This window comes from Planctomycetaceae bacterium (assembly GCA_041398785.1).
Lineage (GTDB): Bacteria > Planctomycetota > Planctomycetia > Planctomycetales > Planctomycetaceae > JAWKUA01.
This window is the reverse complement of the sequence record JAWKUA010000007.1, coordinates 52,392-64,975: the sequence shown is the minus strand read 5'-3', so window position 1 is coordinate 64,975 and position 12,584 is coordinate 52,392. Positions and strand designations below refer to the sequence as shown.

Here is a 12,584-nt window from a genome sequence, read left to right as displayed (position 1 = left end):
CTCCAGCTGTTCGAAACACTTATGAAACACCGACTGCCACGCCGGGTTCAGGTTGCTCGCTATCTTCGGTTCGTTCGAGGAATCGACGGACCTGCGTACCCCGATCGCATTCGCAGTCCTCCTAGGGTGACTGGTGTCCTGATACACAGCTCGCCGAACGGCCCTGCGAACACACGCTTTGAAGTCCGCCTCCGATGCAATCTCGGCGGCTCGGGCGCGAACTTCGGCAATCGCCAGCCCGACGGCACTTTCGATCACATCGGAATCATCACCATGCAGACCGGCGTCGACGGCCGCAATCCACCAGAACAATTTCTTGTGCTGTTCGATTGCTTTGCCGACATCAAAGTCAGGCTGATCCGGCTCCGGAACGTGGAGTCATGAATCCGTCTCCTGATCAGGGCTGTCCGTTGAGTTTTGGTTTGCACTTCAATTCCATCGCGAAGCTCGTCAGCGATGTTTTCCCGGTTTTCTGATAGTTCTTCCAGAATGCTTCGAAATCGACGTTCCCAACAAGACCAGCCCGGAATCCCGGAAAACACGGGCGAGGTCTTTCGCGATATGCGGCGACCGTCGTTTCCGTGTCGCCCGGCCCCGGCCAGTCTGCGAAATTCACCGGAGACCCTCGCCATGTCCGATCTTCCGATTCCCAGCCAGCCCGTCAATCAAAATGACGCATTTCTGCAGTATGTCGACGAATGCCGCATGATGGACGATGGCTGCCCGAACTGCGACCCGCCGCCGGCTCGGCCGCATTCATACGGCGATTCCGCTGAACCAGATGACGACCCTTTTCCGCCGGGCCTGATCGTCTGCGTCACGACGGATTTTGCACCGCAGGCCGACCCTGAGACCGGTGATCGGCCGGGCCGTCGGTTCACCGTGAGTATCCGAGCATTCCTTCACCGGAACGCCGAATTGGTCCTGATCGATCTCCTGATCAGTCTGGCGACGGCAGCAGCCATGGTGAATTTGACAGGAAATCGACCGTTCTGGCGGGCGTTGAAATGACCGTTCGAACTGCCGTGTCTCGAACTCTTGAGCGCCCGTCCGTCGGCGGATTGTCGCCGAAATCGGCATCGGAGCCACGGTTGTTTCGGACTCCAGACTGTCGCGTGCCTGACTGTTGGCACTGATTCGAACACGGTACGATTCTTCCCCTCGCGTGTCCCGAACGGTCGCTCCGTTAAGGACTTTAGAACCCCTAACAAAACCTCCGAGGCCGCGTTGTGCCGACAGTAGTCGAATGCAAGGAAGAATGACGAGGCGACAAATATCGTCGAGGAGTGATGACGACGCAGATCGGCTGCTGTCGTCGCAACCCTTCGGGACGTTTGTGGTTGCGTCTCAGGCGGCGGCGCCGGCGTCGACGGGATGTCCGTCTCCTTCTCACTTCTTGCCTGAAACCCAACCACAAACGTCGCGGCTCTCGCAGGTTTTGTTAGGGGTTCTTAGTTCGAGTCAGGGGACGCTTGCGGCGGAATGCATCAGCACCTGCCTGCCGCGGCGCTCCCTGGCTCGTCCCGGTGTTTTGCAGGTGCATTCAAGCTCAGTTCTTCGCGGGCCACTCACGGGCGATTCGGATTGCCTCGCGGATTGTGAATCTGCACAAGTTCCTGTGCGCGGATAAGAAAGAGTATGTGTTGTCGAAACAGTTGCTTCGGTCGGGAACGGCAATCGGAGCCCTCGTGCGTGAGGCCGAACAGGCGGAGAGCAAACCGGACTTCGTTCACAAGCTGGCGATCGCTCTCAAGGAAGCGAACGAAACTGAGTACTGGATCCTCCTGCTGCACAAAGCGGAATACCTGACGGTCCGCGAATCCGAATCGATCCTCGAAGACAACAAAGCGCTGCTCTGACTGCCGACAAGCATCATCAAGTCAACGAAGCGAGGCCTGACTCAGTGACGCTGTCCATTGTCAACTGCCGACTATCCACTGCATCGTCGGAATATGTCGCTGGAATCGATACGTTGCGAGAACGTGTCGAAGGTGACGCGTTTCGTCGACATATCTCGTTGACGTGTCGAAGGACGGGACATAATCTCGCGGACCATGACAACGCCTCAGAACACGCCGCCTGCGAACAGGTTCTGGCACCCCGACCAGCCGTTTAACGAGCTGCCGACACTGCCTCCGGGCGTCGATCTGGAAACGAAGCCGATTCTGAAGCAGTGCATCGCCGCCCGAGCGGCGCTGGCCGAACTGAAGCAGGCGGCGGAGCTGATTCCGAACCAGAGCGTGCTGATCAACACGCTGCCGCTGCTGGAAGCCCAGGCCAGTTCGGAAATCGAGAACATCGTCACCACGACGGACCAGCTCTTTCAGTTCCGCGAAGACGACGACAGTGCCGACGCCGCGACGAAGGAAGCTCTGCGTTACAGCCGGTCGCTGCTGGAAGGTTTTCGGTCGCTGCTGCAGCGGCCTCTGACGACAAAAACGGCGGAAGAAATCTGCAGCCAGATCAAGGGGCAGCAGATGCACGTCCGCAGCGTCCCCGGAACGGCCCTGGCAAAAGGCCAGACCGGCGAAGTTGTCTACACCCCGCCAGTCGGAGTCGACCTGCTGCGTTCTTTGCTGTCGAACTGGGAGCGATTTCTGCACGAGTCGACGGAGCTGGACCCGCTGATCCGGATGGCAGTCGCTCACTACCAGTTCGAGGCCATCCACCCCTTCACCGACGGCAACGGTCGCACGGGCCGAGTGCTCAACAGCCTGTTCTTCATCAGTGAGGGCCTGCTGACGCTGCCGATCCTGTACCTCAGCCGGTTCATCATCCAGAACAAGGCAAACTACTACCGGCTGCTGCAGGATGTCACACGATCCGATGCGTGGGACGAGTGGGTGCTGTTCATTCTGCGGGGCGTGAAGGAAACGGCGGAATGGACGGTCGCGAAGATCGCCGCCATCCGTGAACTGCAGGCTCAGACGACCGAGCACGTCCGCCAGAAGGCTCCGAAGGTCTACAGCCACGAACTGGTCAACCTGATCTTCGAGCTGCCCTACTGCCGGATCTCGAACGTCACGGACCGCGCGATTGCCGCGCGGCAGACCGCGTCGACCTACTTGAAAAAGCTGGTCGAGATCGGCGTGCTGACGGAACGCCAGGTCGGGCGTGAGAAGTTGTTCATTCACCCGCGATTGATGACACTTCTGACTCGCGACTCAAATGACTGGCAGCCCTTTCTGTGAACGAAGCCGAAACTCGCGCCGATTCCATCGACCCGGCACTTGCTGCCGCCGACTGGGGCGTCGTCGACGGCAGCCGCATCCGCCACGAGTATCCGATCACGCTGGGACGACTCGAAGGATTCGGTCGCCGCGCGAGGCCGCTCACCGCCGATTACGTGCTGATCTATCGCAACACCACGACGGGCGTCGTCGAGGCCAGGGCTTGGGATGAACCCCTGACTGCGGGCGTGGCGCAGGCCAAGAACGGACGATCCAGCACATGATGGTCACCAGCTTCTGGCACCCCGACGGCACGCCTATGTCGGCGCAGGAGTTTATGACCATGCTGTTCGGCGAGTTGCCTTCGTTCTTTCACGACGAAGCCGAGTTGCGAGCGATCTGGAGCACACCCGGCACCCGCGCTAAGCTGCTGGCCGGACTGGCGGAGAAAGGTTTCGGCGCTGAGCAGATGGCCGAAATGCAGAGGATCATCGATGCCGAGAAGAGCGACCTGTTCGACGTGCTGGCCAACGTCGCCTACGCCCTTCCCACGCTGACCCGCGAAGAACGCGCCGGAATGGCCAGGCTGGAGATCACCGCCCACTTCGATGCCAGGCAACAAGCCTTCCTGGACTTCGTGCTGGCGCATTACGTGGATCAGGGTGTCCAGGAATTAGACCAAAAAAAACTGACGCCGTTGTTGAAGCTGAAGTACCACGACTCGATCGCCGACGCCATCGCCGACCTGGGACGGCCGGAAGAGATTGGCAAGTTGTTCGCTGGCTTTCAGCAGTACCTCTATCAGGGCTCAGTTTGAGAACGTCGGCCCGCCGCATCGGTTGTCCTGTCACGATCCAGGCGAGACAATCGCGGAACCCGCTCCGACCGGCGACCCCGGGTGAGAATTGTTTTCTGCCCTGCAAGGTGGTGCAGAACGGCTTGAATCCTTCGGTATCCTCAGGAACCCGAAAAGAACGAAGGCCGCGAAAAACGGCAGTGTTTTTCGCGGCCTTACGCTTCTTTTCGTGCGGGTGCCCAAGCAACCGATGCCCTGGAGAGGAGTCGAACCTCCACGTCCGTTACGGACACATGAACCTGAATCATGCGCGTCTGCCAATTCCGCCACCAGGGCTGATGGGGAAGCCGTTGGGCTTCGTGGCGTTCCGGGAAGGCTGACTTCCCGGGGCGGCGAATGCTAATCGTATCAGACAACCCTGACAACGCGCAGGTTCGAATTTCTGCGTGATCGGGGAAATGACGGTGTCGCGGGGCCATCTTCGGCCGTCGGTACCTGCCTGGACGTTGGCTCGCGGAATCGGCGGACGGTGTGGCGGTCTGCACAGACTGAACTTCATTCCGACGACGACGTGGCGTTTCCGGCGTGAACCGCATTTCTTCGGCTGGAATTTGTCGTCCGCCGGAAATTCGTCCAGGATCTGAGGGGTTGCCGCGAATGAGCATCGCGGGCCTGCGATGCCGAGACTGCGTCCACTTGATCAGAGAAGGTGGTGTGTGATGAACGTGTTTCGATCCGCTGTTGCGATGTGCCTGCTGGTTTCCGTGTCGATGGCCGAGGATCGGCAATCGGCGGCGCAGCTGTGTCCGAACTCCACGGTGATTTATGCCGAGGTGCCGAATCCGCCGGAGCTGATTTCCACGATCTTCGACCATCCGCTGCGGGAACGCATTGAGGCTCTGGAACCTTACCGGCAGGCGATTCAGTCGCAGCCGTACCGGAACTTTCTGACGGGACGAAAGTTTGTCGAGATTCAACTGGACATGGAATGGCGGCAGGCTCTGGAAACATTGACGGCGAAGGGCATCTACCTGGGAATCGACGCGAAGACTCAGGGCGTAGCACTGCTGGTTCGCGGCCGGGACGCGGATTCGATGGAACTGCTGCGGTCGAAGCTGCTGCAATTGCTGACGCTTGGCAGAGATTCGGACGCCGTTCGGCAGGGTGATTATCGCGGCATCAGCGCGTACGAATTGAATGAGACGAAACTTGCCGTTGCCGAAGACTGGCTGGTCGTCACGAACAAGTCGGATCTGGGCAAGTCCGTTCTGGACCGAATTCTTGACGGCGACGGGGAATCTCTGAACGACGACGAGCAGTTTCAGGCGGCGCGACTGGGGCGGGGCGAAAACCTGACCGCATGGGCGTTTGCCAATCTGGCGGCCGTCAGGAACGCGGGCGTTGCCGGCAAGCTGTTTGCCGGAGACGCGGAGAATCCCGGGGGAGAGCTGCTGGTGGGCGGGATCATGAGTGCTCTTCAGCAGACTCCGTTTGCCACGGCAGAACTGACCGCGAACCATGCCGGGCTGAATCTTTCCGCCGGCATGCCGTACCGGAACGACTGGATTCCCGAAGAGCGTGAGTATTACTTCGGTCCGAACGGCAGTGGTCGCGCGCCGAATCTGCCTGAAGCGAAGGACACACTGTTTACGCTCAGCACGTATCGCGACGTTTCGGAGATGTGGCTGCGCGCCGGAGACCTGTTCAACGAACAGATCATCGACGGGTTCGCGGAGGCCGATGCCAACCTGACGACTCTGTTCGCGGGCAAGGATTTCGGTGAGGACATTCTGGGGTCGCTGACTCCGGAAATCGGCTTCATCGCGACGAAGCAGGATTTCGGAAACACGCTTCCCCGGCCGGCGATTCGCCTGCCGTCGTTCGCTCTGGTGCTGGGTCTGAAGGAGCCGGAGTCGATGTCGCGCGAACTGCGCCGGACATTTCAGAGTATGGTGGGATTCTTCAACGTGATCGGCGCGATGGAAGGTCGTCCGCAACTGGAAATGGAGATGGACCGGCTGGACAACGGTGCCGAACTGATCACGTCGACGTATGTCCCGGAACCGGATGACGCGCAGTCGACTCAGGCCGCGATCATCTTCAACTTCTCGCCGTCCGTGGGGTTTGCGGGAGAGCGATTCGTCGTGTCCAGTTCGGCAAGTCTGGCGCGGGAACTGACTTCTGCGCCGGCGCCGCGGGTGCCTCTGAGGGCCGAGAACACAGCCGTCGGGTTGCAGGCCGACATCCTGAAATCCGTGCTGAACGAGAACCGCGAGCAATTGATTTCTCAGAACATGCTGGAAGAGGGCCATAGCCGTGACGAAGCGGAGGCCGCGATTAACCTGCTGCTGGAGTTTGTGGGCGTTTTTGAAGACGCGTCGTTGAAGCTGTCCACGACCAGCGATCGGCTGGCCGTGGATCTTGGCGTGCGTTTGAAGGACTCGACCGGTGCCGCGCGCTGAGGTGTCCGCGGCGCGACGGGCGAGACGCGACGTGCCAGCGACGTGACCCGAGCGAAAACTGTCGGTCGCGGGCGGCGCGATGGCGAAAGCTGAGCTAAGTTTGATCGACGTTGCCGTTTTGCGGCGCGTCGCTGAAAGGCTCACAATCGTCACAACCCCTGCAGACGTTCGCTGCCATGACCGCGTTGTCTATGACCGAGCCGCAGCCTGTTCCGGCGGCGGCACCACGTTCGCGTATCGCACGATGGACCAGCATCGCCTGGCTGTGTGCGTTCTTGCTGTTCGGACTGCTGGTGATGTCCGTCAGCAACGCCGACCCGGATCTGTGGGGGCACGTGACGTACGGCAACGAAGTGATTCGCGACGGCCATCTTCACGGCACCACGACGTGGTCCTATGCGGTCGACGATTATCGGTGGGTCAATCACGAAAACATCGCCGAACTGGTGATGGCGGCGTCCGACAACTTCGCGGGTCAGACCGGACTGTTGCTGCTGAAGTCGCTGCTGACGCTGCTGCTGCTGGGACTGCCGGTCTGGGCGGCTCGCCGTCAGGGAGCGGGGTTGCTGACGTGCCTTGTGATTGTGACTCTGGTGTCGTTCAACGTGTCGTTTCACTGGCTGGTGCGGCCTCACATGTTCAGCTACGCCTGCGCGGCCGCGCTGCTGGCGATTCTGACGACCGGGCTTCCGGGAGCCGTCACTGAACGCGGCGACGATCGTCCGAAGTGGTGGCTGTGGCTGCTGCCCGTGTTGATGTGTTTCTGGACGAACGCTCACGGCGGCTACCTGGCGGGAATGGCCATTCTGACCGCGTGGCTGGGACTGGACGGAATCGAACTGCTGCTGCGAAGGGACGCTCGGCTGTGGCCGACGATTCGTCATCACGCGCTGCTGATTGCGGTGACTGCCGGCGCGTGTCTGATCAATCCCTATGGACTGGAACTGCATACGTGGATGCTGTCGTCGCTGGGAAGGCCGCGTCCGGAAATCTGCGAATGGGCTCCGCTGCCGCTGTTTTCCGTCGACGGGCTGCCGTTTCTGGGACTGGCGGCGGGAACATTTCTGTGTCTGAAAAAGACGGATCAAACTCGCCGCTGGCCGGGGCTGATTGTGATGGGTCTGCTCACGTGGCAGGCGATGAAGCATCATCGTCACCTTCCGTTTGTCGCGCTGATCGCCGCATACCTGCTGGCGCCGCATATTGAATCGCTTGTGAAGCAGGCGTTTGCGTGGTTTGCCGAACGAACGGCCGCGCGGTCGCCGAGTTCGCGTCCTGCGCGAAAGCAGCCCGGACTGGCGGGGCTTGTGGTTGCGGTGATTGCCATCGCCGGACTCAGCGCTGCTCAGTTCCCGCGGCAGGCGACGCTGAACGTTGATCGCGGCTACTATCCCGTCGCGGCGATGCAGTACATGCATCAGCATCGGCTGGGCGGCAAAGTGCTGGTGACGTTCAACTGGGCTCAGTACGTGCTGGCCGTGTTTTCCGAAACCAGCCCCGATTCGCGAATCGCGTTCGACGGACGGTTTCGCACGTGTTATCCGCAATCGATCATCGACATGTACTTTGACTTTCTGCTGGGGGACGTGCCGTCCGACAAGCGATTCCGCAGCGCGGATTCAGGACCCTTCGACGCCACGAAGGCTCTGGAATACAAGTCGCCGGATCTGGTGCTGATCGAACGCGGACGCCGAGCCGCCGCGGACGTGATGCGGACCGTCACCGACGACTGGTGCCTGTTGTACCAGGACAGTCTGGCGGAACTGTGGGGCCGCCGTTCGGTCTTCGATGACGCCACTTCGCCGAAGTATCTGGCTCCCGCTTTCCGCCACACGGGCGATGAGCCGCAGGTCGGCAGTGTCCCGTGGCCGGCGATTCCGAAGGCGCCCCGCACCCGGCTGGCTTTTCGAACTGCCGTCACTGTCAGGTAAGCAGCATACGTCACGCCGGAGTCGCGGGCTGCTGCGTGCTTCGCAGGCGAATGTCGCAGCAATGCATGATCGACGTGACGCCTGCCTTGACCTCCGAGCGGTTGACCTGACCTTTGAACGGAAGTGAACGACCGAGGTGCCACATCTTCGAAGATGTTGCGCGGCGGAGCCGTGAGAAACTACTAAGCTGCTTGTGTCGGAGTGGCGGAACGGACGGAAACAAACTTCTGCTGCGCATCAACATTCCGTCGCGCGAGCGTTCGGCGCAACGCCTTGTCGCGAGGTGAGAAGAAATTCGAATCTTCAGCGGGTAGGATGGAATGAGGTTTCCTTTCCGGTATCCGCAACAGGAGAACGAATCATGGCATCCTTCCGAACACGACGCTCGTTTTTGTCGACTTCAGCCGGATTGCTCACGGGTGCCACACTGCTGCCGACGCTGACGCCGATCGGGCGAGCGGCGACGGTGCTGGAACCGGACGTCGTGCGGCTGCGCCCGGAAATTGAACCTCTGGTCCGGCTGATTGAAGACACGCCGCGTCAAAAGCTGCTGGAAGAAATCGGTCAGCGTGTCGGCAGCGGTCTGCGGTATCCGGAACTTCTGGCGGCGCTGCTGCTGGCGGGAGTTCGCAACGTTGAACCGCGGCCGTCGGTGGGTTTTAAGTTCCATGCGGTTCTGGTGGTCAATTCCGCTCACCTGGCCAGCCTGTCGTCGCCCGACGAAGACCGCTGGCTGCCGATTTTCTGGGCTCTGGACGAATTCAAAAGCTCGCAGGCTCGCGACGTTCAGGAAGGCAACTGGACGATGTCTGCCGTCGACGAATCAGCCGTGCCGAATCCTGAGCATGCTTTGGGTTTCTTCGATGAAGCGATGCAGACGTGGGACGAAGGCAAAGCCGATGCCGCCGCCGCGGGACTGTGCCGGTTTGTGGGTGCTCACGAAGTTCTTGAATCGTTCGCAAAATATGCCGCGCGAGATTTTCGCAGCATTGGTCACAAGGCCATCTTTCTGGCCAATGCCTGGCGCACGCTGCAGACGATCGGATGGCATCACGCGGAACCGGTGCTGCGGTCGCTGGCGTATGCGATGCTGAACCACAACGGCGAACCGAATCCGGCTCACAGCGATCTGGACGCGGACCGGCCGTGGCGAGTCAACCTGGAACAGGCGTCACAGATTCGCGGCGGCTGGCAGAAGGGGCGCATCGACGACGACGCAGCGCGATCTCTGCTGCAGACACTTCGGTCCGCGACGTCTGCCGATGCCGCGAAGGAAGTCGTCGCACTGTTGAACGCCGAAGTTTCTCCGCAGTCGATTTTCGACGCGCTGCATGTTGCGGCCGGCGAACTGCTGATGAAGCAGCCGGGAATTGTGGCTCTGCACGCGGTGACAACGACCAACGCCATTCGGTATCTGTTCGACACCAGCGGCATCGAGCAGACTCGCCGCATGCTGTTGCTGCAGAACGCGGCGTTCCTGACGCTGTTCCGAGACGCGCTGCCCGGCCGGGGTGAAGTCAGCGACGTGACGATTGATGCTCTGCGGTCCGGCTCGGCTGCTGAATCAGATGGTGCTGTGGAAGAGATTTTTTCCAATGTCGGCAGTGATCGCTTCCGGGCGGCCAGCGGCGTGATGACGTATCTCAGCGGCGGCCAGGATGTTCAGCCGCTGATGAACGCGGCGCGGCGGCTGATCTATCTGAAGGGCAACGATTCTCACGACTACAAATTCAGTTCGGCCGCGCTGGAGGACTTCTACAAAGTGTCGCCCGCGTTTCGAAATGAATTCCTGGCGTCCAGCGCATACATGCTGAAGGGCAGCGGCGACAACGATAACGGACTGAACGAACGAATTCGCGCGGCGCTTGGCTGACGAATGCCGCGCTGGCGAACTCACGCTCGGCGTTACCGGTGGCTGGTCTGTAGTGAACGAAGCCCGGACCGTCTGGATTCGACGGCGCGCAGGATCTGTACCGTAAAATCGCGGCGATCCGGGAATTGCGTGCTGATCTGAATGTGCCGCGCCAGAGAAATCGTCGTCAGGATTTTCAGAGCCCCCGGGTCGCCTCCCGTGGCGGTCCATGCTGACTCCATCGCACCGGCAAATCGGCTCAGCACCCGGCGATGCTGCGGCTGTCGCAGCGACTGTTCCAACACGTGAGCGATGAAGTTGGCCGCATCGAGCGCCGGCGGACCACTGCAGCAGAGGTCGAAATCCAGCAGCCACAAACGGTCTCCGTCGACAAGCACCTGATCCGGAAAAAAGTCGCGATGGCAGGTCACCGCCGGCTGATCGGGCAACTGCTCGGCGAGAACCCGGCAATCGTCGGCCACCAGATGGATGCGTTCCGCGAATTCCGGATGCCGCTCGGCTGCGTCGTTCAAACGGGTCGTCAGAATCGAAAGTTCGTCAGCCATCGTGTGGCTGCGATGGGTGATGACGTCGGCGTTCTGAAGTTTTCGAATGGCCCGGACGATTCGTTCGGCAAGTGGCAGCGCGTCCGGCCGCGTCATCACTTCGGTGAACGAATCGCCGGGCACGAATTCCTGAAACCACATATCAAGTTTCGGCATCAAGCCGATCGGACGAGCCACGCTGATGCGGTCCTGGCAGTCGTCAGAAAAACCGCTTCGCCACAGGCGCTGCTGAATTTCGTGACTGTGAAAATCCAGTCCTTTTGCCCGGATCTTGCCAAGAATTGTGCGTCGTGGTCCGCCGTGCGGCGCTGTCAGATCGTAGGCGATCAGGCAGCGGCGTCCCGGTTTGTGTTTGATCATCCGCGCGGCGGCAACGGTTTCGTCAGCGGACAGAATGCCGGTTGACGAAAGTTCCGCCGTCATTGCCATCGGATCGAGTGCTCCTTCCAGCATCGGCATACGGTCGTCGACGATACGCGTGGCGGAGCTTTTCGATCGATTCGCGACGCAGGGTGGCGAGCCGCGCTGTTCGTCTTCGGCTCGCGTGATGAGCGTTTCCATCATCTGCGCCCAGTTCGGAAAGCCGCGGCGGAACGGATGCGGTACGCAGCGCAGCAGTCCGATCGCCGTATAGGTTCGAACTGCCGCGTCGCCGCCGCAGCCGGCCCTGCGAACATAGCCGTTCAGAAAACTCTGCCGGCAGTCTGCGACGTAAGATCGCGGCAGCTCATCACGAATTTCGGACCACACCAGCTTGGCGATGAAATTTCCGACGTCGGTCCAGCGAGAACCGTGGTGGGTTTCATCGAAATCAATAAACGACGCGACACCGTCGTTCAGCAGTACCTGCTTCGCGTAGAAGTCACCGTGGATGGTGGTCGGTGTTCCGTGTTCGGATTCAACGCCGACGATCAGCGATTCCGTCAGCCGGGTGACTCGCGACCCTATGGCCGGACAAAGATGGGTGATGTCGTCGCAAAGCTGCCGAAGGTTCTGCGGCGTGGTTTCCGTTCGCGGAATCGACCGCTGTGAGGTTTCGTGTGCATGGAACCGCGCCAGTGCGGCTCCGACGTTTTGCAGTTCCGCGCTGAGTGCTTCCGTGTGAACGATCGCATCGGCCAGCAGTTGTCCGGGCAGCCACTCGAACGCCAGCAGCCGGTGGCGACGAAAGCAACCGACACAATCGGGCACGCGAACTCCATCCGGCGCGACGGTGGCTTCGGTCGCCGCCAGTGCTCGTTCAAACGTGGTGCGGCAGTATCCCTTGAGAGCAAACGCGGGTCGGCCGCCAACATCACCTCGCAACACGAACCGCCGCGACGGCCGCCAGGCAATCGGCACGAGTTCCGCGTTCCACCATTCCGGCCGGCCGGAAAAGAGTCGCTTCAAAACCTTCCCGCGCCGCTCGGCGTCCAGCAGCAATGCCAGGCACCGCAACCGTCGGTCAACGGGAAACGCAGACAGCGCCACCTGCGACGACGGAATGCCGGTCGGCAATGGCAGTGAACCGACGGCCGTGTCGCCGGTCTGCAGATGTTTGGCCCAGCCGTCGTCACTGAGTGCCGATGCGACGACATCAAACCGATCACCGCCGGTCCCGATTTCATACTGCACCAGGCAGCGGCGTGCGGGTTTGTAGCGCACGTATTGAATTCGGGCGAAGTCGAATCCGCGGCCGGTTGTTTCGCTGAGCGACCGTCGAAACGCAGCTTCGTCCAGAACGGTGGCCAGTCCGGGAAGACGGGGGTCGCGACGGACCAGATCGATTTCATCCGCTGAGAGCATGGAAGTGTGTCCGCAGAAGTGT

General features: G+C 60.8%; 9 protein-coding genes and 1 tRNA gene. 8 read left to right on the top strand and 2 right to left on the bottom strand.

Annotation, left to right across the window (positions count from 1 at the left end; all coding sequences use genetic code 11):
- Positions 1-630: 630 nt before the first annotated feature.
- The 5 genes from R3C19_10090 (at position 631) to R3C19_10070 (ending at position 3,987) form a co-directional block, all read left to right on the top strand.
- Positions 631-1,011, top strand: coding sequence for a hypothetical protein (locus R3C19_10090; protein MEZ6060701.1), 381 nt, complete (start codon positions 631-633; stop codon positions 1,009-1,011).
- A 515-nt stretch (positions 1,012-1,526) separates the two neighbouring features.
- On the top strand, positions 1,527-1,859 hold the full coding sequence (locus R3C19_10085) for a four helix bundle protein (protein MEZ6060700.1): 333 nt from the start codon (positions 1,527-1,529) through the stop codon (positions 1,857-1,859).
- Positions 1,860-2,054: 195 nt separating this feature from the next.
- Positions 2,055-3,191: a Fic family protein gene (locus R3C19_10080; GenBank protein ID MEZ6060699.1), complete on the top strand. Its 1,137-nt coding sequence runs from the start codon at positions 2,055-2,057 to the stop codon at positions 3,189-3,191.
- A complete protein-coding gene (locus tag R3C19_10075; GenBank protein ID MEZ6060698.1) occupies positions 3,188-3,454 on the top strand; it encodes a hypothetical protein in 267 nt (88 codons plus the stop codon). Before R3C19_10080 ends, R3C19_10075 begins: the two co-directional genes overlap by 4 nt.
- Positions 3,451-3,987 (top strand): type I restriction-modification enzyme R subunit C-terminal domain-containing protein, encoded by a 537-nt coding sequence (locus tag R3C19_10070; GenBank protein MEZ6060697.1) that lies wholly within the window; start codon positions 3,451-3,453, stop codon positions 3,985-3,987. Before R3C19_10075 ends, R3C19_10070 begins: the two co-directional genes overlap by 4 nt.
- A 230-nt stretch (positions 3,988-4,217) precedes the next feature.
- Here the strand turns inward: R3C19_10070 and R3C19_10065 are convergent.
- Positions 4,218-4,302: transfer RNA gene (locus R3C19_10065), tRNA-Leu, on the bottom strand.
- 383 nt (positions 4,303-4,685) lie between these two features.
- Between R3C19_10065 and R3C19_10060 the strand changes: the two genes are divergently transcribed.
- The 3 genes from R3C19_10060 (at position 4,686) to R3C19_10050 (ending at position 10,232) form a co-directional block, all read left to right on the top strand.
- A complete protein-coding gene (locus R3C19_10060; GenBank protein MEZ6060696.1) occupies positions 4,686-6,428 on the top strand; it encodes a hypothetical protein in 1,743 nt (580 codons plus the stop codon).
- A gap of 176 nt (positions 6,429-6,604) precedes the next feature.
- Positions 6,605-8,359 (top strand): hypothetical protein, encoded by a 1,755-nt coding sequence (locus R3C19_10055; protein ID MEZ6060695.1) that lies wholly within the window; start codon positions 6,605-6,607, stop codon positions 8,357-8,359.
- A 361-nt stretch (positions 8,360-8,720) separates the two neighbouring features.
- Entirely contained in the window at positions 8,721-10,232 is a 1,512-nt protein-coding gene (locus R3C19_10050; protein MEZ6060694.1) for a hypothetical protein, read from the top strand.
- Between the two features lie 32 nt (positions 10,233-10,264).
- Here the strand turns inward: R3C19_10050 and R3C19_10045 are convergent, their stop codons facing one another.
- On the bottom strand, positions 10,265-12,562 hold the full coding sequence (locus tag R3C19_10045; protein MEZ6060693.1) for a phosphotransferase: 2,298 nt from the start codon (positions 12,560-12,562) through the stop codon (positions 10,265-10,267).
- Positions 12,563-12,584 lie beyond the last annotated feature (22 nt).

Coding starts and splice junctions, on each gene's coding strand:
- R3C19_10090 (MEZ6060701.1), top strand. CDS start 631: ATGTCCGATCTTCCGATTCCCAGCCAGCCCGTCAATCAAAATGACGCA.
- R3C19_10080 (MEZ6060699.1), top strand. CDS start 2,055: ATGACAACGCCTCAGAACACGCCGCCTGCGAACAGGTTCTGGCACCCC.
- R3C19_10070 (MEZ6060697.1), top strand. CDS start 3,451: ATGATGGTCACCAGCTTCTGGCACCCCGACGGCACGCCTATGTCGGCG.
- R3C19_10060 (MEZ6060696.1), top strand. CDS start 4,686: ATGAACGTGTTTCGATCCGCTGTTGCGATGTGCCTGCTGGTTTCCGTG.
- R3C19_10055 (MEZ6060695.1), top strand. CDS start 6,605: ATGACCGCGTTGTCTATGACCGAGCCGCAGCCTGTTCCGGCGGCGGCA.
- R3C19_10050 (MEZ6060694.1), top strand. CDS start 8,721: ATGGCATCCTTCCGAACACGACGCTCGTTTTTGTCGACTTCAGCCGGA.
- R3C19_10045 (MEZ6060693.1), bottom strand. CDS start 12,562: ATGCTCTCAGCGGATGAAATCGATCTGGTCCGTCGCGACCCCCGTCTT.